The sequence below is a fragment of the Vibrio sp. B1REV9 genome (assembly GCF_905175395.2).
Taxonomy (GTDB): Bacteria; Pseudomonadota; Gammaproteobacteria; order Enterobacterales; family Vibrionaceae; genus Vibrio; species Vibrio alfacsensis.
In genome coordinates this window covers 1,147,326-1,172,854 of sequence record NZ_HG992745.1, presented here as the reverse complement: position 1 = coordinate 1,172,854, position 25,529 = coordinate 1,147,326, and the positions used below count along the sequence as shown (strand labels likewise).

The 25,529-nt window shown below is 44.4% G+C and carries 21 protein-coding genes and 2 tRNA genes; 4 read left to right on the top strand and 19 right to left on the bottom strand.

Features of this window, described 5'->3' with window-relative positions:
- Window positions 1–82: 82 nt before the first annotated feature.
- The 13 genes from rpsO to rlmE form a co-directional block, all read right to left on the bottom strand.
- Window positions 83–352: a 30S ribosomal protein S15 gene (rpsO, locus tag KHN78_RS10970; RefSeq protein ID WP_005380094.1), complete on the bottom strand. Its 270-nt coding sequence runs from the start codon at window positions 350–352 to the stop codon at window positions 83–85.
- 150 nt (window positions 353–502) lie between these two features.
- Complete coding sequence (gene truB / locus KHN78_RS10965) at window positions 503–1,447, bottom strand: tRNA pseudouridine(55) synthase TruB (RefSeq protein WP_211916044.1); 945 nt, start codon at window positions 1,445–1,447, stop codon at window positions 503–505.
- Window positions 1,447–1,863 carry a 30S ribosome-binding factor RbfA gene (gene rbfA / locus KHN78_RS10960; protein WP_211916043.1) on the bottom strand — a complete coding sequence of 139 codons (417 nt, stop codon included), beginning with the start codon at window positions 1,861–1,863 and terminating at the stop codon, window positions 1,447–1,449. The genes truB and rbfA overlap by 1 nt, the downstream gene beginning before the upstream one ends.
- Window positions 1,864–1,972: 109 nt before the next feature.
- Entirely contained in the window at window positions 1,973–4,660 is a 2,688-nt protein-coding gene (gene infB, locus KHN78_RS10955; RefSeq protein ID WP_211916042.1) for a translation initiation factor IF-2, read from the bottom strand.
- A 24-nt stretch (window positions 4,661–4,684) separates the two neighbouring features.
- Window positions 4,685–6,169 (bottom strand): transcription termination factor NusA, encoded by a 1,485-nt coding sequence (gene nusA, locus KHN78_RS10950; RefSeq protein ID WP_211916041.1) that lies wholly within the window; start codon window positions 6,167–6,169, stop codon window positions 4,685–4,687.
- A 36-nt stretch (window positions 6,170–6,205) separates the two neighbouring features.
- Window positions 6,206–6,661 (bottom strand): ribosome maturation factor RimP, encoded by a 456-nt coding sequence (rimP, locus tag KHN78_RS10945; RefSeq protein ID WP_128810269.1) that lies wholly within the window; start codon window positions 6,659–6,661, stop codon window positions 6,206–6,208.
- 230 nt (window positions 6,662–6,891) lie between these two features.
- Window positions 6,892–6,968 (bottom strand) — tRNA-Met (locus KHN78_RS10940).
- 56 nt (window positions 6,969–7,024) lie between these two features.
- Window positions 7,025–7,108 (bottom strand) — tRNA-Leu (locus KHN78_RS10935).
- Between the two features lie 18 nt (window positions 7,109–7,126).
- Window positions 7,127–7,465 (bottom strand): preprotein translocase subunit SecG, encoded by a 339-nt coding sequence (gene secG / locus KHN78_RS10930; protein WP_128810268.1) that lies wholly within the window; start codon window positions 7,463–7,465, stop codon window positions 7,127–7,129.
- A 256-nt stretch (window positions 7,466–7,721) separates the two neighbouring features.
- Window positions 7,722–9,062, bottom strand: a complete 1,341-nt coding sequence (glmM, locus tag KHN78_RS10925) for a phosphoglucosamine mutase (RefSeq protein WP_206513210.1) — start codon at window positions 9,060–9,062, stop codon at window positions 7,722–7,724.
- Between the two features lie 20 nt (window positions 9,063–9,082).
- Window positions 9,083–9,913, bottom strand: coding sequence for a dihydropteroate synthase (folP, locus tag KHN78_RS10920; RefSeq protein WP_211916539.1), 831 nt, complete (start codon window positions 9,911–9,913; stop codon window positions 9,083–9,085).
- Window positions 9,914–9,965: 52 nt separating this feature from the next.
- Window positions 9,966–11,945 carry an ATP-dependent zinc metalloprotease FtsH gene (ftsH, locus tag KHN78_RS10915; RefSeq protein ID WP_206513200.1) on the bottom strand — a complete coding sequence of 660 codons (1,980 nt, stop codon included), beginning with the start codon at window positions 11,943–11,945 and terminating at the stop codon, window positions 9,966–9,968.
- A 108-nt stretch (window positions 11,946–12,053) separates the two neighbouring features.
- Entirely contained in the window at window positions 12,054–12,683 is a 630-nt protein-coding gene (gene rlmE / locus KHN78_RS10910; RefSeq protein ID WP_128810266.1) for a 23S rRNA (uridine(2552)-2'-O)-methyltransferase RlmE, read from the bottom strand.
- Between the two features lie 138 nt (window positions 12,684–12,821).
- Here rlmE and yhbY point away from each other — a divergent pair, with 138 nt between their 5' ends.
- Window positions 12,822–13,118: a ribosome assembly RNA-binding protein YhbY gene (gene yhbY / locus KHN78_RS10905; RefSeq protein ID WP_009842966.1), complete on the top strand. Its 297-nt coding sequence runs from the start codon at window positions 12,822–12,824 to the stop codon at window positions 13,116–13,118.
- 69 nt (window positions 13,119–13,187) lie between these two features.
- Here the strand turns inward: yhbY and greA are convergent, their stop codons facing one another.
- Window positions 13,188–13,661, bottom strand: coding sequence for a transcription elongation factor GreA (gene greA, locus KHN78_RS10900; protein WP_128810265.1), 474 nt, complete (start codon window positions 13,659–13,661; stop codon window positions 13,188–13,190).
- A gap of 538 nt (window positions 13,662–14,199) precedes the next feature.
- Here greA and KHN78_RS10895 point away from each other — a divergent pair.
- Complete coding sequence (locus KHN78_RS10895; RefSeq protein ID WP_211916040.1) at window positions 14,200–15,216, top strand: porin; 1,017 nt, start codon at window positions 14,200–14,202, stop codon at window positions 15,214–15,216.
- A 117-nt stretch (window positions 15,217–15,333) separates the two neighbouring features.
- Window positions 15,334–16,758: a serine-type D-Ala-D-Ala carboxypeptidase gene (gene dacB, locus KHN78_RS10890; RefSeq protein ID WP_211916039.1), complete on the top strand. Its 1,425-nt coding sequence runs from the start codon at window positions 15,334–15,336 to the stop codon at window positions 16,756–16,758.
- Here the strand turns inward: dacB and KHN78_RS10885 are convergent.
- Together KHN78_RS10885 and tyrS are read right to left on the bottom strand one after the other, a co-directional pair.
- Entirely contained in the window at window positions 16,737–17,582 is an 846-nt protein-coding gene (locus tag KHN78_RS10885) for a magnesium transporter (protein ID WP_211916038.1), read from the bottom strand. The two genes, dacB and KHN78_RS10885, sit on opposite strands and share 22 nt — an antisense overlap.
- 419 nt (window positions 17,583–18,001) lie before the next feature.
- Window positions 18,002–19,189, bottom strand: coding sequence for a tyrosine--tRNA ligase (tyrS, locus tag KHN78_RS10880; RefSeq protein WP_128810262.1), 1,188 nt, complete (start codon window positions 19,187–19,189; stop codon window positions 18,002–18,004).
- A gap of 130 nt (window positions 19,190–19,319) precedes the next feature.
- Here tyrS and KHN78_RS10875 point away from each other — a divergent pair, with 130 nt between their 5' ends.
- Window positions 19,320–20,609, top strand: coding sequence for a peptidoglycan DD-metalloendopeptidase family protein (locus KHN78_RS10875; protein WP_211916538.1), 1,290 nt, complete (start codon window positions 19,320–19,322; stop codon window positions 20,607–20,609).
- Window positions 20,610–20,640: 31 nt separating this feature from the next.
- Here KHN78_RS10875 and KHN78_RS10870 read toward each other — a convergent pair whose 3' ends face one another.
- From KHN78_RS10870 to erpA, 3 genes are all read right to left on the bottom strand, one after another.
- Window positions 20,641–23,775, bottom strand: coding sequence for an efflux RND transporter permease subunit (locus KHN78_RS10870; RefSeq protein WP_211916037.1), 3,135 nt, complete (start codon window positions 23,773–23,775; stop codon window positions 20,641–20,643).
- Window positions 23,776–23,784: 9 nt separating this feature from the next.
- Window positions 23,785–24,909, bottom strand: coding sequence for an efflux RND transporter periplasmic adaptor subunit (locus tag KHN78_RS10865; RefSeq protein WP_211916036.1), 1,125 nt, complete (start codon window positions 24,907–24,909; stop codon window positions 23,785–23,787).
- Window positions 24,910–25,016: 107 nt separating this feature from the next.
- On the bottom strand, window positions 25,017–25,358 hold the full coding sequence (gene erpA / locus KHN78_RS10860; protein ID WP_211916035.1) for an iron-sulfur cluster insertion protein ErpA: 342 nt from the start codon (window positions 25,356–25,358) through the stop codon (window positions 25,017–25,019).
- Window positions 25,359–25,529 lie beyond the last annotated feature (171 nt).

Genomic DNA, 25,529 nt, shown 5'->3' with positions numbered 1-25,529 from the left:
CTATAGCAGCCAAAATAAGTAAGGGGCAACAAAAAAGGGGCATAAAGCCCCTTTTTTTTACAAACTGCTATGCAGTCGCTTATTAGCGACGTAGGCCTAGACGCTTGATTAGGTCTTGGTAGCGAGCTAGATTTTTACCTTTTAGGTAATCTAGAAGCTTACGACGACGAGAAACCATACGTAGAAGACCACGGCGGCTGTGGTGATCGCCTTTGTGAGCCTTGAAGTGACCTTGAAGGTGGTTGATAGAAGCTGTAAGTAGAGCTACTTGAACTTCTGGTGAACCAGTGTCGCCTTCGCCTTGTGCGTATTCTGCTACGATTGCTGCTTTAGTTTCTGCATTCAGAGACATAATTCTCTCCTAATAAGAGTAGGTTTAAAATTGTAGCAGCCAATCTCTGATTCAGCCGCTACGCGAAGCGCGAATTATAGGGAAGTTTCCTAACTCACGCAATATAAAAATACCGGCACAAAAGCCGGTATTTTCTTGAACTAAACGAAGTTACTCTTCGTTTCGGAAAACCACCAAACGTTTTGGTGCCACTTTCCCATCATCGTTCAATTCAGCAACGCCAATAAACAACTTGTCTTCACCAGAAGTCATACGAATTGGCGTTCCTGCTGGCGCACCAAATACCTGAACAGGCATACCATGCTGCACAAGGTCGGTTAACTCCGCGTTTAAATTTACCTCAGGCAAATCTTCTACGGCTGTGTCCATTGGTAACAGCAACGGATCAAGCAGTTCCTTTGGCGCTACTTCATCACGATGAGCTTGTTCTAACAGTTCATTTAACTGTTCAAGTGTCACCATTTTCTCGTATGGGTACTTAGCAACACCAGTACGACGCAACATTGTCACGTGTGCACCACAGCCAAGCATTTCACCAAGATCATCAACGATAGTACGGATGTAAGTGCCTTTTGAGCAGTGAACTTCCATCTCAACTTCATCACCCTCAAAGCGATGAAGTACGATTTCGTATACTGTGATCTTGCGAGATTCGCGTGGTACTTCGATACCTTTACGAGCGTACTCGTATAGTGGCTTACCTTGGTATTTCAATGCTGAAAACATGGAAGGCACTTGGTCAGATTCACCACGGAATGTATCAATGCATGACTCTAGTTTTGCTAAATCAACATCGATTGGACGTGTTTCTACCACTTCGCCGTCAGAATCAGACGTATCTGTACGTTCGCCTAACTTAGCAATCACGCGGTAGCGTTTATCTGAATCTAACAAAAATTGCGAAAACTTGGTTGCTTCGCCTAAGCAGATCGGCAACATGCCCGTCGCTAGTGGGTCCAATGCACCCGTATGACCTGCTTTCTCAGCAAAGTAGATACGCTTTACTTTTTGCAGTGCATCATTTGAAGAGATACCTGTTGGTTTGTCCAACAAGATAACGCCATTAATTGGACGACCTTTACGACGACGAGCCATTAGTTATCTTCTCCAGCCTGTGCTTGATCGTCTTCACGACCAGCATCTTTTTGTCTACGCTTGTCTTCGTTAACGACTTCAGATACTAGGTTAGACATACGCATACCTTCAACAAGCGTGTTGTCGTAGTAGAAGCGGATTTCTGGTGTTAAGCGTAAACGAATACGCTTACCTAACATCATACGAATATGAACTTCATGCTCACGTAGAGCTGCTAGGCATGATTCTGGCGTTTGCTCACCGACACATAGGAAAGTAACAAATACTTTTGTGTAAGCAAGGTCACGAGATACTTCTACATCTGAGATGGTTACCATACCCAAACGAGAATCACGAACTTCGCGCTGAAGGATCATCGCAAGTTCTTTTTGCAGCTGTTGTGCAACACGCTGCGTGCGGCTAAATTCTTTTGACATATTCATTCTCTTACATAGAAAGAATGGGGGGATGGTCAAGCCAGCCCCCCATGGTGTATTCAACAACCCATTACTATTTGTCTTTTAGACATTTAGTAATATTAGTCAATTAGTCTAGAGTACGTTTGATTTCAACGATTTCGAATACTTCGATCTGGTCGCCTACGCGAACGTCGTTGTAGTTCTTAACGCCGATACCACACTCGTAGCCATTCTTAACTTCTTGAACGTCATCTTTAAAGCGGCGAAGTGATTCTAGCTCACCTTCGTAGATAACAACGTTATCGCGTAGAACGCGGATTGGGTTGTTACGCTTGATTAGACCTTCAGTAACCATACAACCAGCGATTGCGCCCAGTTTCGGTGACTTAAACACGTCACGTACTTCAGCAAGACCAATGATCTCTTGCTTGAATTCTGGAGCAAGCATACCGCCCATTGCTTGTTTAACTTCGTCAATCAATTGGTAAATGATTGAGTAGTAACGTAGATCAACACTTGCATTTTCGATAGCACGACGAGCAGATGCATCCGCACGAACGTTAAAGCCAAGGATGATTGCGTTAGAAGCTTCTGCAAGTACTGCATCAGTTTCTGTAATACCACCAACACCAGAACCAACGATGTTCACTTTCACTTCGTCAGTAGACAGTTTTAGTAGAGAGTCGGCAATCGCTTCCACAGAACCTTGTACGTCCGCTTTAAGAACTACGTTTAGCTCAGCAACTTCACCAGCAGTCATGTTAGAGAACATGTTCTCTAGTTTAGATTTCTGCTGACGAGCAAGTTTCACTTCACGGAACTTACCAGCACGGTAGTTTGCTACTTCGCGTGCTTTACGCTCATCACGTACTACTGTTGCTTCGTCGCCTGAAGATGGTACACCTGAAAGACCTAGGATCTCTACAGGGATAGATGGACCAGCTTCTGTAATTTCTTTACCTAATTCGTCACGCATTGCACGAACGCGGCCGTACTCTTGGCCACACAATACGATATCGCCTTTACGTAGCGTACCTGATTGAACAAGTACAGTTGCAACTGGACCACGACCTTTATCTAGACGAGATTCAACAACCACACCAGATGCCATACCTTCTGCTACAGCAGTAAGTTCAAGAACTTCAGACTGAAGAAGAATCGCTTCTAGAAGACCATCGATGTTTGTACCCTGTTTAGCAGAGATGTGAACAAACATGTTCTCACCGCCCCATTCCTCAGGGATTACGTCGTATTGAGCTAGCTCATTCTTAACGTTGTCTGGGTTCGCGTCTTCTTTATCGATCTTGTTCACTGCAACAATCAGAGGAACGCCTGCCGCTTTCGCGTGCTGGATCGCTTCGATTGTTTGTGGCATTACACCATCATCCGCAGCTACAACAAGTACAACGATATCTGTCGCTTGAGCACCACGAGCACGCATAGCAGTAAACGCCGCGTGTCCTGGAGTATCAAGGAACGTGATCATGCCGTTTTCAGTTTCTACGTGGTAAGCACCAATGTGCTGTGTGATACCACCCGCTTCGCCTGATGCAACGTGTGTACGACGGATGTAGTCAAGTGTTGACGTTTTACCATGGTCAACGTGACCCATGATGGTCACAACTGGCGCGCGTGGCACTGATTCTGCGTTAGTGTCACGGTCAGATAGTACTGCTTCTTCCAGTTCGTTCTCTTTACGAAGAACAACTTTATGACCCATTTCTTCAGCAACAAGTGCCGCTGTTTCTTGGTCAATCACTTGGTTGATAGTCGCCATCGCGCCCATCTTCATCATCACTTTGATAACTTCTGTCGCTTTAACCGACATCTTGCTAGCTAGTTCAGAAAGAACAATAGTCTCACCAATAACAACATCTTGCTTCGCTACCGTTGCCGATTTATCGAAACCGTGTTGCATTGAAGTTGGTTTAGCAAGTTTACCTTTACGAGCTTTACCACCACGTTGGTTACGACCACCGCGCTCGTTGTCATCGTTGCGGTTAGAAGCTTTTTTCTTCTTCTTACGACGGCCAGCTTCTGAGCTACGATCTGCAGCATCTTCAGCTTCACGTGCGTACGATGATGTCGTTACATGGTAGTCAGAGTTTTCTAGCTCTTTCTTTTTCTTTTCTTCTTCAGTCCAACGAGCTTCGTTTTCTTCAGCAAGTTTACGCGCTTCTTCTACAAGTTTTGCGGCTTCTTGCTCAGCTTTACGTTGGGCTTCTTCTTCCTGACGACGCTTTAGCTCGTCAGCATCTTTCTTCGCTTGCGTATTAGCATCCGCATTTTTTGCATTCATGTCTTTCTTAGCCTTATCAGCTTGTGCGCGTTTTGCCTTTTCTTCAGCTTCACGTTTTGCATCCGCTTCACGTTTTGCTTTTTCATCGGCTTCGCGCTGTGCTTTCTCTGCAGCCTCACGTTTGGCTTGTTCTTCAGCCTCACGCTTCGCAAGCTCTTCAGCTTCACGCTTTGCTACTTCCTCAGCCTCACGTTTTGCGTCGTCTTCGATAGTGCTGCGCTTCACATATGTGCGCTTCTTACGCACTTCTACTTGAACATCTTTACTCTTACCGCCACCCGCATTAACACTCAATGTGCTACGAGTTTTACGCTGTAGAGTTAGACGAGTCGGCTCAGAATCACCTGATTTATCGCCGTGTTCTTTTTTCAAATGAGAGAGAAGCTTCTGCTTCTCTTCATCAGTAACATTGTCAGAGCTCGCCTTATTCATGCCAGCGTCAGCAAGTTGTTCAATCAAGCGGTCGACTGGCGTACCAATCTCATCACTCAGTGCTTTAACTGTTAATTGTGTCATGCCGCTTCCTCCTTGCTGAAAATATTATTCTTCGCCGAACCAACAGATGTTACGAGCTGCCATGATTAGCTCACCCGCACGCTCTTCGGTTAGACCATCGATGCCTTCTAGATCATCGATGCCTTGGTCAGCTAGGTCTTCTAGTGTTGCAATACCTTTCGCTGCCAATTTAAATGCCATCTCGCGCTCTAGACCATCCAAGCCTAGTAGGTCTTCTGCTGGCTCTAGACCATCAAAAGATTCTTCTTGTGCAAGTGCAATTGTTGTTAACGCATCTTTCGCACGGCTACGAAGCTCTTCGATAAGTTCTTCATTTAAACCGTCAACTTCAAGAAGCTCATTTACTGGCACGTATGCCACTTCTTCTAGAGTAGAGAAGCCTTCTTCAACAAGTAGTTGAGCAAAGTCTTCTTCGATATCTAGATACTTCATGAAGTTTTCGATAGATGCTTGAGATTCTTCAGCATGTTTCTTCTGAAGATCTGCAACCGTCATTACATTTAGTTCCCAACCAGTTAGTTGAGACGCCAAACGTACGTTTTGACCGCTTCGGCCGATTGCTTGTGCTAGGTTATCAGCTTCTACAGCGATATCCATAGAGTGCGCATCTTCATCAACGATGATAGATGCAACGTCTGCAGGAGCCATTGCATTGATAACGAATTGCGCTGGGTTATCATCCCAAAGCACGATATCAATGCGCTCACCACCAAGCTCACCAGAAACCGCTTGTACACGTGCACCACGCATACCAACACACGCACCCACAGGGTCAATACGCTTGTCGTTTGTTTTTACTGCGATTTTAGCACGAGAACCTGGATCACGTGCAGCACCTTTCAATTCGATGATTTCTTCAGCGATTTCTGGCACTTCTACACGGAATAGCTCTGCTAGCATTTCTGGCTTAGAACGCGTGATGAAAAGTTGGAAGCCACGAGCTTCTGGTGCAACTTTGTATAGCAAACCACGTACACGGTCACCTGGACGGAAGTTTTCGCGAGGAAGTTGGTCATCACGTAGGATCACAGCTTCCGCGTTGTTGCCAAGGTCTAGTACGATAGTTTCACGGTTTACTTTTTTCACAACACCAGTGATCAAATCACCTTCGTTGTCGATGAACTGCTCAACAATTTGCGCGCGCTCAGCTTCACGTACTTTCTGTACAATAACTTGCTTAGCTGTTTGCGTAGTAATACGGTCAAACGTTACTGATTGGATTTCGTCTTCGATGAAATCGCCCAGTTGAACAGTTTCGTCGTCGTATTGTGCTGCTTCAAGAGAAATCTCTTTTGTTGGATTTTCTACGTTTTCAACAACCAACCAACGGCGGTAAGTAACAAACTCACCTGTTTTGCGATCAATAGCAACACGTACATCGATTTCGATTTCGTACTTTTTCTTTGTAGACGTCGCTAGAGCAATCTCAAGAGCTTCAAAGATACGCTCACGAGGTACCGCTTTTTCGTTCGATACCGCTTCTGCTACCGCTAAAATTTCTTTACTCATTGTATTTAGCCTCTAAGCTTAAACTTTTTTAGGGAACTAAAATTTAGGGATCAGGTTAGCTTTTGAAATGTTGCTTAGAGCAAACTCTTCTTGTTGCCCTTCAACCATAACCGCTATTGTCTCACCATCAACGCCGTGAATAATACCACTCCACTTGCGACGGTTTGCCACAGCCATCTTCAAAACGATGCTGACCTCGTGACCAATAAATTGCTCGTAATGTGCTGCTTTGAAAAGTGGTCTTTCTAAACCTGGAGAAGACACTTCTAAGCTATAAGCAACAGAAATTGGATCTTCAACGTCTAATACTGCACTCACTTGGCGGCTAACTTCTGCACAGTCATCCACATTAATGCCATTTTCATGATCAATGTAAATACGTAGCGTTGAGTGCGCACCTGCACGAATGAATTCTAATCCAACTAACTCATAACCTGATGCCGCTACTGGCGCTTCAAGCATTTCAGTAAGTTGTCTTTCTAAACCAGTCATTTGAACCACTCCAGAAACAAAAAAAGGGCTCAGAGCCCAATCAAAAAACCAAGCAACATTCTGAGTTAAATTATAAAAACTCAGATAACAAAAAACCCCGAAAGTCGGGGTTTTATGCTGCTGGACCCTGATACGTTAAGAATAGCCAATAATGCTGTTCTTAACTCGCAGTATGGTTAGCACTGCGCAAACTTGCCAACCTTTCCATTCTTCCTAAAGAAAGAAGAGATTGGTTGCGGGGGCCGGATTTGAACCGACGACCTTCGGGTTATGAGCCCGACGAGCTACCAAGCTGCTCCACCCCGCGTCCGACTTGCTGAGCATTATACGCTCAAACAGGCGATTTACAAGTTTGTAAATACATGGTGCCGAGAGAGGGACTCGAACCCTCACACCAAAGGCACTAGCACCTCATGCTAGCGTGTCTACCAATTTCACCATCTCGGCGTCATAAACCTTTACAGCTTATTGAGGAATTTCATCACCAGCTGGTGCTGGAACTTCACTCGCTGCATCTTTAACTTGCTCTACAACTGGCTGACCTAACGTTGGGTCTACCCATTGTGACTCAGTCGTGTGCGTTGACATACGGCCAAGTAACAAGCTAACGATAAAAAATACGGTTGCTAAAATAGCAGTTGTTCGGGTTAAGAAATTACCTGAGCCGCTAGCGCCAAACACTGTGTTTGAAGCACCTGCACCGAACGAGGCTCCCATATCTGCGCCTTTACCTTGTTGAATCAACACAAGGCCAATCACACCAAGCGCTGCCAACAGGTAAATCACAAGTAGAACTGAAAACATTTTTTCCACCTATGTTCCAAATTGTTGAGCCAGCGCCGTTCAAAAATACTCTTTGTTATTCATGAACAAGGCTAGCGACCTCCTAACAGGAGGCGGAGCAATACTAGCGAAAGCCAGTAACGCTGACAAGGGAAAATTCGCAAAAAATCAGCACTAATGCATTAAGCGCTCAAAAAAAGGGCAAAAGATGCCCTTTTCTATTCTACATTCGAGATACATCACATACTCAATTTACATTGTGAGTAGTAATTTTCGATTAGCAGTTTGCTTTAACAGCGTCTGCGATTTTTAGCGCTGACGCCTGTACCAGCTCAGCGTCTTCACCCTCTACCATCACACGAAGAAGTGGCTCAGTACCTGATTTACGAAGAAGTACTCGCCCTTTCTCACCGAGTACAGCTTCCACTTCTGCGACAGAGTCTAAAACTGCTTGAGCTTCCAGTGGATTGCTATCACCTGAAAAACGTACATTCTCAAGTACCTGTGGATAAAGCGTCATGCCTTGAGACAGATCGTGCAAGGACATATCACTACCAACAACAGAAGCGAGAACTTGAAGTGCAGCTACAATTGCATCACCGGTTGTCACTTTATCTAACAAAATAACATGACCTGAGTTTTCTGCGCCGATCTTCCAACCTTTTGCCAACAGCTGTTCCATCACATAGCGGTCACCAACAGCTGCACGTACAAATGGAATACCCAACTGTTTTAAGCCATTTTCCATGCCCAAGTTGGTCATCAACGTACCCACTACACCGCCTTTTAGCTCGCCACGACGCAATGCATCACGCGCAATGATGTAAGCGATTTGGTCGCCATCGACCTTATTACCAAGGTGGTCAACCATAATGATACGGTCGCCGTCGCCATCAAATGCAAGGCCTAGATGAGCTTGCTCTTCAACAACGCGTTTTTGTAACGCACGTACATCTGTCGCGCCAACTTCATCATTGATGTTAGTGCCATTCGGCTCTACACCCATGGCCACGACTTCAGCACCTAACTCTTTAAATACGTTAGGAGCGATGTGGTATGTCGCACCATGCGCGCAATCTACAACAATCTTCAGTTTTGCTAGGTTAAGCTCTGATGGAAAGGTTCCCTTACAAAATTCAATGTAGCGACCCGCTGCGTCATTTAGACGCGTTGCTTTACCAAGCTCAGATGATTCAACACATTCGATGTCTTTGTCTAGCTCAGCTTCAATCGCTAGCTCGATATCATCAGGCAGTTTCGTACCCTCTGATGAGAAGAACTTGATGCCATTATCATAGTATGGATTGTGTGAAGCAGAAATCACAATCCCCGCCTCTGCGCGAAACGTTTGAGTTAAGTATGCCACTGCAGGTGTAGGCATTGGACCGGTAAACGTCGCTTTTAGACCCGCCGCGGCAAGACCCGCTTCTAGAGCAGATTCAAGCATGTAGCCAGAGATACGGGTATCTTTACCGATAATAACCTTTTTTGTGCCTTGTTTTGCTAGTACACGACCAGCAGCCCAGCCAAGCTTAAGTACGAAATCTGGTGTAATTGGGTATTGTCCAACTTTTCCACGTACACCATCTGTACCAAAGTAACGTCTTTTATCAGACATAAAACTTTCCTTAATTCTTTTTAAATATTGTTTTTCGTCATCTCGACAACTTTTATTGCTTCGATGGTTTGCTCAAAATCGTGAACTCGAATGATCTGCGCCCCTTTCATTGCAGCAATAGTGGCACAAACGACACTCGCATTAATACATTCGGCTGCTGGCTTATCAAGTAATTTAAAAATCATCGACTTACGAGACATCCCCGCCAAAATTGGCAAACCAAACTCATGAAACTTATCAAGATGAGCCAGCATATGATAATTGTGTTCAGTGGTTTTGCCAAAGCCAAAACCCGGGTCAAGAATAAGTTGAGACTTATCAATCCCCATCGCCTCACATGCTGCGATACGTTCTTGAAGGAATTCAGCAACATCGCTCATGAGATCATCATATTGAGGGTTAGCTTGCATTGTACGAGGCTGCCCTTTCATATGCATCAAGCAAATGGGCAAGTTGGCTTTTGCCGCAACCGCCAATGCGCCTGGCTCTTGTAAGGCTCGCACATCATTAATGATATCCACGCCTGCCTCAATGGCTTGGCGCATCACTTCTGCTTTACTTGTGTCGATAGAAATCCATACGTCGTATTTTTCTCGAATCGCTTTGATAACAGGAATGACACGTTGAAGTTCTTCTTCCAACTCAACGTCTGGAGCGCCAGGACGAGTTGATTCACCACCGATATCGATGATACTGACGCCAGCGTTAATCATTTTCTCTGCTTGGAGTAATGCGCTATTGAGAGAGTTGTATTTTCCGCCATCAGAAAATGAATCAGGCGTCACATTGAGAATTGCCATCACATGAGGACGGGAAAGGTCGAGAGATTTATTGTTTGCTTTAATAATCATCATAAATACAAAAACCCCGAGCGAACTCGGGGTTTATTACTATCAATTAACGTTATTCTGAATCTTTCTTTTCTGGAACGTCGCTAGAAGTAGCTTCTTGAGAAGTTGGTTGTTCAGCAGGTTTTTCTGCTTCAACCTCTGTTTCTTCAGCTTTTACTTCAGGTTGCGCTTTTGGCGTATCATCGCGGTCAGACTTGTTGCTTGGGTTATCCCCCCAACCAGCTGGCTCGCGAATCTCAGTTTTGCGTTCCATCAGGTCATCAATCTGGCCAGCATCAATGGTTTCATACTTCATTAGCGCATCTTTCATCGCATGCATGATATCCATATTGTCTTCCAAGATTTTCTTCGCACGGTCATAGTTGCGATCGATGATATTACGAACTTCATCATCAATAAGCTTCGCTGTGTCATCAGACATATGTTTCGTCTGAGTCACGCTACGACCTAAGAACACCTCACCTTCGTCTTCTGCGTAAAGAAGAGGACCAAGTTTTTCTGAGAAGCCCCATTGCGTTACCATCTTACGCGCGATTTCAGTCGCACGCTCAATATCGTTAGAAGCACCTGTTGAAACTTTATCAGCACCGTAGATCAGTTCTTCAGCTAAGCGGCCGCCGTACAAGCTAGAAATCATAGACTCTAGGTGTTGACGCGACATACTTACACGATCTTGTTCTGGCAAGTACATAGTGACACCTAGCGCACGACCACGTGGAATGATCGACACTTTGTACACTGGATCATGCTCAGGCACTAGACGACCAACAACCGCGTGACCTGCTTCATGGTAAGCCGTTGACTCTTTTACGTCTTCCGACATCACCATTGAGCGGCGCTCTGCACCCATCATGATTTTGTCTTTCGCTAACTCAAACTCAACCATTGATACGTTGCGTTTGTTACCACGAGCAGCAAACAGTGCGGCTTCGTTAACTAAGTTAGCAAGGTCAGCACCAGAGAAACCCGGTGTACCACGAGCAATTAGTGATGGTTCTACATCACCCGCTAGAGGTACTTTACGCATGTGAACTTTAAGAATCTGCTCACGACCACGTACATCTGGTAGGCCAACAACCACTTGGCGGTCAAAACGACCCGGACGTAACAATGCAGGGTCCAATACGTCTGGACGGTTGGTTGCTGCGATAACAATGATACCCTCGTTACCCTCGAAACCATCCATCTCTACCAGCATTTGGTTTAGTGTTTGTTCACGCTCATCATGACCACCACCAACACCTGCGCCACGTTGGCGACCTACCGCATCAATTTCATCGATAAAGATGATACAAGGTGCCGCTTTCTTTGCTTGTTCGAACATGTCACGCACACGAGATGCACCAACACCCACGAACATTTCTACGAAGTCAGAACCCGAGATAGTAAAGAACGGTACTTTTGCCTCACCAGCAATGGCTTTCGCTAAAAGCGTTTTACCAGTACCTGGAGGACCGACCATTAGAACACCTGTCGGGATCTTACCACCCAGCTTTTGGAAGCGGCTTGGATCGCGTAGGTAATCAACCAGTTCTTTGACATCTTCTTTTGCTTCATCACAGCCTGCAACGTCAGCAAAAGTTGTCTTGATTTGCTCTTCGCTCATCATACGAGCTTTACTCTTACCGAAGGACATAGCGCCTTTACCGCCACCGCCTTGCATTTGACGCATGAAGAAAATCCACACACCAATCAGTAAGATCATAGGGAACCAAGAGATGAATATAGTACCGAGTAAGCTCTGCTCTTCAGGAGGCGTACCTTGTACTTTTACATTTTGGTTAATTAGATCATCTAGAAGCTTCTGATCGTACACCGGCATGTAGGTGACCATTTTGGCACCACCGCCACGACGAACGAAACTAATTTCACCGTCTTTAAAAGTTGCTTCTTGAATCTGGCCTTGGCCAACTTCCTGTACAAACGTGGTGTAATCCACGGTTCTGCCATTGCTCTCTCCAGGGCCAAAGCTCTGGAATACCGACATCAACACGACAGCGATAACAAGCCACAGAATTAAATTTTTTGCCATGTCACTCAAGGTGTCAGCCTCTCGATAACTAATTGTAATTAAAGGTAGGGTACTACAGTTTATAAGCTGTAGCTATAGTGTTAACCATGCTCTAAACGAGCGAAATAGTTAACCTTTGTAACCAGTGGCTACAACAAAGACTTCTCGTGAGCGAGCTCGCGATGAGTCTGGTTTTCTGATTTTTACGGCTTTAAACATGTTTCGGACTTCTTTAACGTACTCGTCGAAGCCTTCACCCTGGAAAACCTTTACGACAAAGCTACCATTAGGTGCTAGAACTTGTCGACACATATCTAAAGCTAATTCAACTAAATACATAGCGCGTGGCTGATCAACTGAGTTGTTACCCGCAATATTAGGTGCCATATCAGACATTACAACATCAACCATAGATGGTTGAATTCTGTCTAACAATGCCTCTAGAACCGCATCGTCACGAAAGTCACCCTGCAAGAAACTTACACCAGCAATGGGATCCATTGGCAACAAGTCACATGCAATGATTTGACCATTGTCACCTACAATCTTAGCAGCATATTGAGACCATCCTCCTGGTGCTGCACCTAGATCGACCACGGTCATTCCTGGTTTCAACAGTTTATCTTTCGTTTGGATTTCATCAATTTTGAAGTAAGCACGCGAACGGTAACCTTTTTTACGAGCTTCATTTGCGTATTTATCATCAAAGTGTTCTTTCAACCAACGACCAGAACTCGCTGAATGTTTTTGTTTACTCATTTTAATCCCAACAAGGCACAAATAGGAGCTATTGTTTTAATAGGTCCAACCTATTACTCAATAAATTATAGTCTTCAGCAATAGATGGCGTTAAAATAGCTTTTTTCAACCCTTATATTAAAGAAAATTGGCCGCGTAATGAACCTAAGCACCAAACAAAAGCAGCACCTTAAAGGCCTGGCTCACAGTTTAAAACCTGTTGTGCTAATGGGCGCAAATGGACTTACAGAAGCCGTGCTAGCAGAAATTGAAATCGCTCTAAACCATCACGAACTGATCAAAATTAAAGTTGCATCAGAAGATCGTGAGACAAAACAGCTAATCATCGACGCTATCGTACGTGAGACGGGCGCTGAAAAAGTTCAGACTATTGGTAAAGTACTTGTACTATTCCGTCAGTCTGAAGAGCGTAAAATCGAAATTCCTCGTAAGTAATTCCTACTTACTATTTGGAATAAGAAAAGGTCGCCATTGGCGACCTTTTTTGCATCTATCGAATACCAATTAGATGTATTCAACGCTGTCGATTTCGAAATCTTTTGCACCACCAGGTGTTTGGATAGCAACTTCGTCGCCTTCCATTTTGCCAATAAGGCCACGAGCGATAGGTGAGCTTACTGAAATTCGACCTGCTTTGATGTCTGCTTCATCATCACCAACGATTTGGTAAGTTTTTTCTTCATCAGTATCACAATCAATCAGTGTCACTGTTGAACCAAAAATTACCTTGCCAGTGTTATCCATTTTAGTTACGTCGATAACTTGAGCAACAGATAGCTTGTATTCAATATCACGGATTTGTGCTTCACAAATCCCCTGCTCTTCGCGTGCAGCGTGGTATTCCGCGTTTTCTTTCAAATCACCAAGCTCACGCGCTTCTGCAATTGCTTCTGAAATTTGCGGACGAAGCTTTAGTAGACGTTCTAGTTCTACACGTAGCAGCTGCTCGCCACGCAGTGTCATAGGAACTTTTTCCATTATATAACCTCAAGGCCAAAGGTGTCTTTGGACAAAAAAAAGCCCACCCGGCTATCGAAGCTGGGTAGTACGTTCAAGGAGTTGTTTCACTTAGTTTAAACAAACTCCTCAGTGAAATCACCTTAATTCGAATTTGCAGCTGTTAAGGTGAAATCAAACCACCAAATGAATCAATATCCACATTAATCATTGTCTCATTTTATTGAAAACAAACAGTGTTCATTACATAAAAAACATAAATAAAGGTAAAAAGTAATCAATGTCAGAGCAATGTCACGACAACAATAAACTCTTAAATACAATAACTTAATACCACAACAGTAAAAATCGAACAGTGTTCATTATTTGGATTTATATCATTTTACTAACTCATCATGAAACTTTAGCAGTAAAACATGTCCGGCAAGTTGCTGTGGCGTAGCTTTAACTATTACGGATAATTTTTACCGAATAAAACTATGCACATAGCAAAAACTTGAGAGAGAACAACTCTCCCCCATAAAACAATGATTATGGACAGCGAACTAGGACTAATAAGATGAAAAAGACTCTAATTGCTCTTTCTGTATCTGCAGCAGCTATTGCAACAGGTGTTAACGCAGCGGAACTTTACAACCAAGATGGCACTTCTCTAGAGATGGGTGGTCGTGCTGAAGCTCGTCTATCTATGAAAGATGGCGATGCAGCAGACAAATCTCGTATCCGTCTAAACTTCCTTGGTACTCAAGCAATCAACGACAACCTATACGGTGTTGGTTTCTGGGAAGGTGAGTTCACTACAGCTGATAAAGGCGTAGTAGATAGCGGCAGCAACAACCTAGACACTCGTTACGCATACGCTGGTCTTGGTGGCGCATTCGGTGAAGTAACTTACGGTAAAAACGATGGCGCACTAGGTGTTATCACAGACTTCACAGATATCATGGCTTACGCAGGCAACACTGCAGCAGACAAACTGGCAGTCGCTGACCGTGCAGACAACATGCTTGCATACAAAGGCCAATTCGAAAACCTAGCAGTTAAAGCAAGCTACCGCTTTGCTGACCGCCTAGAAAACGAACAAACTGGTGAATACTACGACAACAAGCAAGATGGTTACTCTCTATCTGCGATCTACGCACTAGGCGACACTGGTATTAACCTAGGTGCAGGTTATGCTGATCAAGATAAAGCGAACGAGTACATGCTAGCAGCGTCTTACACTATCAGCGATCTATACTTCGCGGGTGTATTCACTGACGGCAAAAAAATGACAGATAACCTTAAGAGCACTGTAGATTACACAGGTTACGAACTAGCCGGTGCTTACACTCTAGGTCAAACGGTATTCACATCAACATACAATAATGCAGAAACGAACAATGAAACGTCTGCAAACAACTTCGCTGTTGATGCATCTTACTACTTCCAGCCTAACTTCCGTGGTTACGTATCGTACAACTTCAACCTAATTGATGCTGGCGATAAGATCGGCTCAACATCTAAACTTAACGGCACTGCAACTAAGATTGACGCAGAAGACGAGCTAGCTCTAGGTCTACGTTACGACTTCTAATTCAGTCTCATGAATTAAAGATAAAATGCTCGCATCTTGCGGGCATTTTTTATATCCGGAATTCTGCAAATTTTCGGTATATACTCAATGACATAATCCACACAATCAAAAATTACTATGCATCTACGTTGGTCCGCTGTACTGTTTTTTAGTCTTTTTTCTGCATCTATTTTCGCTTACCCTCATCAGGAAGTATTGCCTGAGGGGGTGCGTGTTAGCCTTATTGCCGAAAAACTTAACGACCAAAGCGAGCTAACCGGAATACAACCAACAACCCAATACTTCCCACCAGCAAGCACGTTAAAAATCGTCACGGCACTGGCTGCAAAACTTGAGCTTGGCAACGCATTTGTATTTCGAACCAGCATAGAAAGCTCCAGTGCAGATGCTGTCATCACCTTTTCTGGCGATCCAACCCTACAAACACAAGATTTAAAAAACCTCCTCACTCGCGCAAAGAAAAATGGCTTAAAGCATATCAAAGGCGATTTGTGGCTCGATAACAGCGCGTTTACGGGATACAACCGTGCTGTCGGCTGGCCTTGGGACATTTTAGGCGTATGCTACAGTGCACCAGCCTCTGCCATCGCATTAAACGACAATTGCGTTCAAGCCTCTATTTATACCAATAAGAATGGCACTACGCGTGTCTATGTTCCTGAGCATCAACCTATAAATGTCACCACTCGTGTGCAAACCGTTTCTAGAAGTGTTCAAAAAAGCCGTCATTGTGATTTGGACCTAATCGCCAACCCAAACAACCAATATGAACTTACCGGCTGTTTGGTTGACCGTGGGGATAAGCCACTCCCCCTCAAATTTGCAGTTCAAGATCCAGAAAGCTATACCAGTCAAAAACTAGAAAAATTATTAAAACAAGTTGGAATCAATCTTAGTGGTGATATTCGGATAGGCAAAGCGCCTAGAAAAGAACGAAAACTGCTAGCAATGCACAAGTCTAAACCACTGCCACAACTGCTCGATGAAATGCTAAAACGATCTGACAACTTGATTGCAGACACTCTCACGAAAACGCTTGGTGCTAAGTTCTTTCTTCAACCAGGGAGCTTTACCAATGGCACAGAAGCCATTAAACAGATCATTTTTGCTAATACAGGTGTCGACATTCAAAATGCTCGCTTAGAGGACGGATCCGGCTTGTCACGAAATAACCGTATTTCTGCTACTTCTATGGCTCAAATCCTACGGTACATTTGGCAGCATGAAAAAGAATTGAATCTGATCGCCATCATGCCTAAATCAGGCGAGTCAGGCACACTTCAGTACCGCCAGAGCATGCGTAAAGCCCCAATCAAAGGCCAACTCATAGCAAAAAGTGGATCGTTATATGGCACATACAATATGGCGGGATACGGACTAGACAAAAATGGGCAGCCAAATACACTGTTTGTTCAGTTTGTGTCGGACTATTTCCCAGAAAAAAGGGACGACAACAAACCTGCTATCGCCCCTATCACACGTTTTGAGACACTGTTCTATCAAGATATTGTGAGTTTTAGTCAGGCAATACCTAAGAAGTAGTTCACCACTGTAAAGTAAATCCACATCCCAGATATATCCACAATGGATGCCAATACTGGACTCACTAATACGGCAGGGTCCAGTTTACAAGCTCTTGCCACAATAGGTAATAAACCACCAAGTGTTGTGGATATCGTCACTTGTATAAACAGCGCAACGGCAATGGCAAGGGCAATATCTTCAAGTGCAAATCCACCTGTAGACTGACTGCCGCTAAACAGCATAATACGCCCTACCATCACAATGCTGATCGCCAATGCAATGAAAAGTGCAACTCGGCTTTCTTTCCAAAGCACTTCTAGCCATTGGCGTTTCTTTAACTCTCCCGTTGCAAGAGCACGAATCACCAACGTTGCCGCTTGTGTTCCTGTATTACCACCCGCAGCTGCGATCACCGGCATGTAAACCGCCAACAAAACTAACTGGCTTAGCGTATCTTCATACTGAGCGATAATAAGGCCTGAAACGATCCCTAACAATGCAAGTGCGATGATCCAGCCAATACGCTGCTTAACATGCCCTAACACACTGGTAGAAAGATAACCGTCTGGTGTATCAACTTCAGAAATATGCAAACCTAATTGATGCGCATAGTGCCGAGCTCGCTTATCAAATCCTGCTTGCTCAAGTTGAGCAATAAGACTGTTTACATAACCAACTGAACAGTGCTTCAAAATACCGACCGCCTCATCAATAGGCATGATGGTCAGTAAATGTAACTGCTGCTCTTGCTCATATTGCAAAAACGCATTACGAGCTGCACCAATTTCGACTTCTGAAAAGTTTGGTGTTGTTTCAATAAAAGTGTTGTTCATTACCGTCATGGCGAATCTCCCGATTGGCATTGGTAACGACCATCGACAACGCACGCAACGCATCATCCGCGTCAGTTTTCAATGATTAAGAAACTCAAGGCGAATGAAATCATCAATGCAAAAGCACTGTCTATTCAGAATGTAAGAAGGAAATAACGAGAAGAAAATGTGAAAAGATGCCTCACCACTTGGGTAAGACGGAGATCGCCAATACCGAAGAGGGTTATTTCACTCCCTTTATCTTACTCACCCAACAACTGGGAGGATGGTCGGTATTATTCATGTAAATCTCCAATAATGTTGCCCATCTGGCAACGCGCGTATAGTAGCAAAGTTAATCAATTTTTGCAGTCAATCCGTTACGTTTTAACCAAATTTTTATACAAAAAAAGCGCCCATAGGACGCTTTCATTTGGAACAATTATTAATTACTTGATAGTAATACGTGCGAATTTACGTTTACCCACTTGGAATACGTAAGTGCCTGCTTCAGGAGCAAACTTCGCATCTGCAACTTTTTCGCCTTCCATCTTCGCTGCGCCTTGCTTAACCATGCGCATTGCTTCAGAAGTAGAAGCACATAGACCCGCTTCTTTAAGTAGGTTTGCTACTGGTGTGCCCGCATCGAAATCAAACTCTGGCATTTCATCAGGAATTTGATTCTTGGCAAAACGGTTCACGAATTCTTGCTCAGCCGCATCCGCGTCTGCTTCACTATGGAAGCGAGCAATGATTTCTTTTGCTAGCAGCACTTTAACATCGCGAGGGTTCTTACCTGCTTCCACGTCGGCTTTGAACTGTGCAATTTCTTCCAGAGGACGGAATGACAGTAGCTCGTAGTAGCTCCACATTAGATCGTCTGAAATAGACATGATCTTACCAAACATTTCACTTGGTGCTTCGCTGATACCGATGTAGTTGCCTGAAGATTTAGACATCTTCTTCTCGCCATCTAGACCAACTAGAAGTGGCATCATTAGTACAACTTGAGGTTTTTGACCGTGAGATTTTTGCAGTTCACGGCCCATTAGGAGGTTGAACTTCTGGTCTGTACCACCAAGCTCTACGTCCGTTTCCATCGCGACAGAATCCCAACCTTGCAATAGCGGGTACATGAATTCGTGAATTGCGATTGGTTGACCACCTGCGTAACGCTTTTTAAAGTCATCACGTTCAAGCATACGAGCAACGGTTTGGTTAGCAGCAAGACGGATCATACCCTCTGCACCAAGCTCAGATAGCCATTCAGAGTTGAACTGAATTTTAGTCTTAGCTGGATCAAGAATCTTAAAGACTTGCTCTTTGTACGTTTCTGCGTTGCGTAGAACATCTTCACGGCTTAGCGGTGGGCGAGTCGTGTTTTTGCCTGTTGGATCACCTACCATTGCAGTGAAGTCACCGATTAGGAACGTCACTTCATGACCTAGTTCTTGGAACAAGCGAAGCTTATTGAAAATAACCGTATGGCCTAGGTGGATATCAGGTGCTGTTGGATCGGCACCTAACTTAATACGTAGAGGACGGCCTTCTTTTAGTTTTGCGATCAGCTCTTCTTCTGGAATCAGCTCTTCAACACCGCGCTTAATCTCGGCTAATGCAGCTTCAATGCTCGCCATTCTTGTTCACTCCCACAGATTTGGCAAAAATATAATAGCTGAACATCTTACTTGAATAGCGATGCATTTTGAAACACGTTAGACTAGGTAGTTGTCATTTTTTATGTTTAATTTAGCAATCAAGTACCTCATGCATTCAATTTTTGTCAGACTTCCACTCTTGCACAAAGTACTGATCGGCGTTTTTAGTGCCCTCATCATCTTTGCACTATTCTTTTTGCCTGATCCGCAAGACCTCGACCCGCAGCAAAGCCGCCTTCAAGTCGGTCAGCATTACTCTGTACCACTCTCTATCGAATCCCCGGTAAGAAGCGAGTCTTCCAGTCTTCCAACTGTCCTACGCTGGGAGACTTACAAAATCAAAAATGGTGAGAGTGCCGCGGTCTTATTCAATCGCGTCGGTTTGTCTCCGCGCCTCTTGCATGACTTGATTACTTCTGACAAAGAAATTAAAGACCAACTCACTCGTCTACGCCCAGGAGACCAACTGAAGTTCGGGTTTGATGAGAACAACGACTTTATTCAGCTAAAACGTAAATTGAATGCTTTTGAGACATTCCGCATTAAGTTACAAGGTGATAAATACGTCTCTGAAGTGGATAAAAAAGAGGTGGATCACCAATATAACTATGCGGAAGCGATCATTAAATCCAATTTCTGGAACGCTGGGATCACTTCAGGATTAAACGCAAATCAAATCATGGAACTGGCAGGTATCTTTGGTTGGGACATCGACTTTGCATTAGACATTCGTAAAAATGACTCTTTTCGAGTGCTTTACCAAGAAGAAGTCGTTGAAGGTGAAGTGATTGGTCGTGGCAAAATTATTGCAGCCGTATTTAAAAACCAAGGAGATACGTTCACTGCCATTTTGGATGAGAAAAGCGGAAAATACTACGATGAAAATGGACGCGCTATGAAGAAAGCATTCTTGCGTGCACCACTGGATTTCCGTCGAGTGACATCAAACTTCAACCCTCGTCGCCTCCACCCGGTGACAGGGAAAGTTCGTCCTCACCGAGGCACTGATTATGCGGCACCCGTTGGCACACCTATCTGGGCTGCTGGTGACGGTATTGTACAAAAGTCAGCGTACAACAAGTTCAACGGTAACTATGTCTTTATCAAACATAGCAATACCTATATTACCAAGTACTTGCACTTGACTAAGCGACTCGTAAAAACAGGCCAACGCGTAAAGCAAGGCCAAGCTATCGGTACATTAGGTGGCACCGGTCGCGTAACAGGACCGCATTTACACTACGAGTTCCTTGTCAATGGCGTACACAAAAATGCCAGAACGGTTAAATTACCACAGTCAAAATCTCTGACAGGCAAAGCAAAACAAACGTTCATGGCAAACGCTAAAATCAGCATGGCAAAACTGGACCGTTACAGCAAGTTGCTCGCAATGAAATAACCGTCCCACCAATACAAAACCAAGAGGCAGCCTAAGCTGCCTCTTTTGTTTCTATTTCAGGGTCATCAATATTGTGCTCACGACCTAGCATCAGTAAACAAGGTGTTAATACCAACGTGAGCACTGTGGCAAACGCCAATCCACCAGCAACAGCACTCGCTAATTGAGACCACCACTGGGTACTTGGTGCACCAAACTCAACTTTTTGATTGATTAAGTCGATGTTCATTTCTAGCACCATCGGTAACAATCCCAAAATTGTGGTTACAGTGGTCAGTAGTACAGGACGTAAACGTTGAACCCCAGTACGCAAAATAGCGTCTTTCTTCTCTAGACCACGTCTTCGCATTTGATTATAAGTATCAATCAACACAATATTGTTATTTACCACAATACCAGCCAATGCTATCACGCCAATCCCCGACATGATGATACCAAAAGGTTTTTGCAAAATAAGTAGGCCAGCAAATACACCAACTGTCGAAAACAGCACCGCGCTAAGAATCAAAAAGGCTTGGTAATAGCTGTTAAATTGCGTAATCAATATGAGCGCCATGACCCCTAATGCAATCAAGAACGCCGTTTGTAAAAACGCAGATGAGTTTTCCTGTTCTTCATTTTGACCACGAATCTTAAACTCAATGCCAGCAGGCAGATCAAGTTTTTGAATCTCTGCACTTATGTTAGGTAACTCTAAGGCTAAGTTATAACCCTCTACCATATCGGCTTTGATATTGATAACCCGTTGCCCATCCACACGTCGGATTGAGTCTTGCTTATGATCCGGCAGAATCTGGGCAAAGTTGGTGATAGGGACAAGACCTGCCGCCGTTTTGACTCGTAACTGATCAAAGCGGCCAATATCGCGCTTGTCTTGAGGATAGCGCACCAATATATCGACCTCTTCATCAGCATCATCTGGCAAATAATCACCGATTTTTAGCCCATTTGTCACAAACTGCACGGTGTTACCGACCAGTGTTGCATCAGCACCAAAACGAGAGGCATCATCTCGGCGGATATCGATTTGCCAATCAATGCCCTCTTTATTCGTTGTATCACTTAAATTGGTTAGTGCTGGGTTTTTATCAGCCCAATAACGCACTAACTTGGCAGCACCATCCAGCATTCCAATACTGGCATTTTGCGCCGACATTTCGATGACAAGATCGTGCTCAACAGGTGGACCAGCATCTGGAAATTTATACTCTAACTCCACTCCAGAGAAGCGGTTGGTTACCTGCTTTAAATCCTCGATAATGACTTTAACCTGGCGACGATACTGCCAATCAACAGGTGTAATCTGAATTTGACCGATTTCATCACCACTGCTTGATTCCGAACCCGTGCGCGTATAAACGCTTTCAAACTCGTCATGTCCGAGCATCACTTGCTCAATTTCACGCATCACGGTGTCTTTTTCTTTAATAGAAAGATCGCCATAAGAACGCACTTTTACGGTAAAGAATGCGGGATCAACTTCAGGGAAAAATTCCACCCCGAGTCCAGCTTTGCTGTAGGTGTACCCCACCCCAGAAGCAAGTAATATTGCGCTGAGTAATACTTTAAGTGGATGCTTTAAAGCGATAGAAAGCGTCAAATAATAGAGCTTGGTGATTCCTGTAGCTTTGTGAAATTCACCATTATGTAAATCCACCATCTGCTGTTTGCGTTGCGCACTCACCACCTGTGGTTTGCCAATGATTCCGCCAATGACCGGTACAAAAAGAAGCGCCATCATCAGTGAAGCACTTAAGGTTGCGATCAACGTCAACGGTAAGTATTTCATGAACTCTCCCGTAATATCGGGCCAAAATAGCAATGGGGCAAACGCCGCCAACGTTGTCGCGGTTGAAGCTGTGATCGGCCAAGCCATTCGTTTTGCCGCGTCTCGGTATGCTTGTTTTCTTTGTACGCCCTCTTGCATTCGCCGGTCAGCAAACTCAGTGACAACTATGGCACCATCCACCAGCATCCCCACCGCCATAATCAATGCAAACAGCACCACTATGTTAATGGTGAGTCCAAACACGGAAAGAACAAATAAACCCGTTAAGAATGAGCCCGGAATCGAGATACCAACTAATAATGCCGTTCGAACGCCCAATATGGCGATGATGACAATGACTACCAAAATGATGGCCGAAAGGATGTTATTTTGCAGATCACTCAGCATCAGTTTCACATCATCGGACTGATCCCAAGTATATTTAACTTGCAAGTTGTTCGGCCAATCCGGTCGTTTTTTCCCCTCTGCGATGACTCGCTTAACAAGATCAACCGTATCAATGATGTTTTCTCCCGCCCGTTTTTTTACATCCAAAACAATCGCAGGCTCACCGTCTAAACGAGCAAAGCTTTCAGGATCGCGAAATGCACGGCGTACCGTCGCGACATCACCAAACGTAATGACCTCTTTTCCACTGACTTTGATCGGCAATTCGAGCACGTCTTTCAATGAATCAAACACCGAGGGAACTTTTACCGAGAAACGTCCATAACCGGTATCCACAAACCCCGCGGCGACTACCCGGTTATTTAAGGCAATTAAATTATAGATATCTGCCTGATCTAAACGATAACTCTCCATCAGCAGAGGATCGACGACGATTTCAACAATGTCTTCTCGATCACCCGCGATATCCACTTCTAAAACTTGACGAAAACTCTCTAGCTTATCTCTTAATGCTCGCGCGATCTGTACTGTCGTGCGTTCAGGAACGGTACCGTAAAGCACAACCGTAAGAACCGGTTCTTCCGAGGCAAAAGTGACTTCATTTACGGTTGGCTCATCACTATCTGCAGGTAGTTTTGGCTTCGCAAGATCCACCGCATCTCGCACATCAGCCATTGCCTCCGCTAAGTCCACGCCAACACTGAACTCTAAGGTAACAGACGCATGCCCTTCAGAAGCAATTGACGTCATTTCCTTAACCCCCTCGATTGAGCGTAACTCTTGCTCAATCGGCCTAACGAGTAATCGCTCAGCATCCGTTGGTGAGATCCCTTGGTGCCCAACCGACACGTAAATAATAGGGATCGTAATATCAGGGCTCGATTCTTTGGGGATCGTGATATAAGTGACAACACCGGCGATCAAAATCATCACCAACAACGTTAGCATGGTACGTGCACGCGACAACGCCGCATCAATCAACGCAAACATATGCTCTCCTTATTGTTGATTGGCAGCGTCAGTGATGTCACTCACCTTGGTCGCCATGACAAGATCGCCATCTCGAGCAAAGCCTTGCCCCAAGACAATAATATCCACTTGTTCGCCCAACCCTGATAACCAAACCCCATCATTTTCTGCTTTGACGAGTTGAATCGGAATAAAGTGAACACGTTGATCACGCAAGGTTTTGATGCCTAGGTTTCCCTCCTCATCCAATGCCAACATTGCTGCAGTCACTTTAATTGCAGAGACCTCACTTAGCGCTAGGGTAGCTTCGGCACTGATGCCTGCTGACATATCGTGTTGACTGTTATCGATTTCGATTTCAATCGGGAATGTATTCGTAGAAGAAGAGGAAACTCGACCGATGTAACGAATATTCCCCTCATGATGAACTTTATCAATGGTGCGAATATCAGCCTTTTGCCCCTCTTTAAGGTAATGAATGTGACGCTCACTGACGTCGGCCTCAATGATCAACTTTTCTAAATCAATCACTGTGGCAATAGGATCGCCGACACCAACAAAGTCTCCTACCTCAATAAACTTGTGGTCGAGAATGCCGTTAAATGGCGCTCTTACTTTCGTATTTTTAAGCGCAGTCTCAACATTACTCAAGTTAGCTCTCGCATCCACTAATGCCGCTTGAGCTGTCGCAAATGCAACTTCGCCTTGTAAGCCTCGATTTTTAAGAGATTGTGCAGCTTTGAACTCTTTTTCTTTTACGCTCAGCATGGCTTTAGCACGCTTGAGTTGAATATCCAGATCACGCTCATCAATATTGGCAATAACTTGCCCTTGCTTTACTGTTTGGCCTTTCTTGACATTTAACTGAACGATTTTCCCTGCCACTTCCGCTCCTAAACGTGCTTGACGATTCGGGGCAGTACGACCATAGAGCTCTATGGTTTTACTGGTGGACTGAGCGACAAAAGTATCAAACATCACTTTAGCGACGGGGGACTCGTCAGATTGGGAGGATGGTGTTGACGAAGATGGAGGCGGATCATCTTGCGCATTTAGCTGACCCATTGCGAGCCACACAGCAAGAATAATAATCAGAGTAAGAGAAACAAGCCATGGACGCCCGACAATATGTCGTCCAAAGGAAAATCCTGACATACAAAGTCCTTTTATAATCTTTACCAAATCAGTCGGTAAAGTGCGTTTACGAATCTTCCTGCTACGTAAAACTCAGGCAGCCAATTGGCTGCCTGTTGTCGTATTCATTACACGCTAAATGATGCACCACAACCACAAGTGGTTGTTGCATTCGGGTTATTGACGAAGAAGCGCGCCCCTTCCAAACCCTCAGTGTAATCAACTACGCCACCAATAAGGTATTGCAGGCTCATAGGGTCAACAACCAGTGTTACGCCACTGTTTTCGATTGTTGTATCCCCCTCGTTCACATTTTCATCAAAAGTAAAGCCGTATTGGAAACCGCTACAGCCACCACCCGTAATGTATACGCGCAATTTTAGTGCTGGGTTTTCTTCTTCTGCGATCAGCGTCTTAACGCGAGATGCAGCAGCATCAGAAAAAGATAATGGTACGTTCACTTCGCTCACGAAGACCTCTCTCACTCGTGTAATGCGTCAAGCCTGTAGCAAGACGTCAAATTTTTGCTAATTAGAGCGATTATCCAATACCTGACCAACTCGTTCAAGTATTCACCGTCGATTCTTTAAAACAGAGTAAGTTTACATTGTTTACACCCACATAAATTACGCAAAACGTTT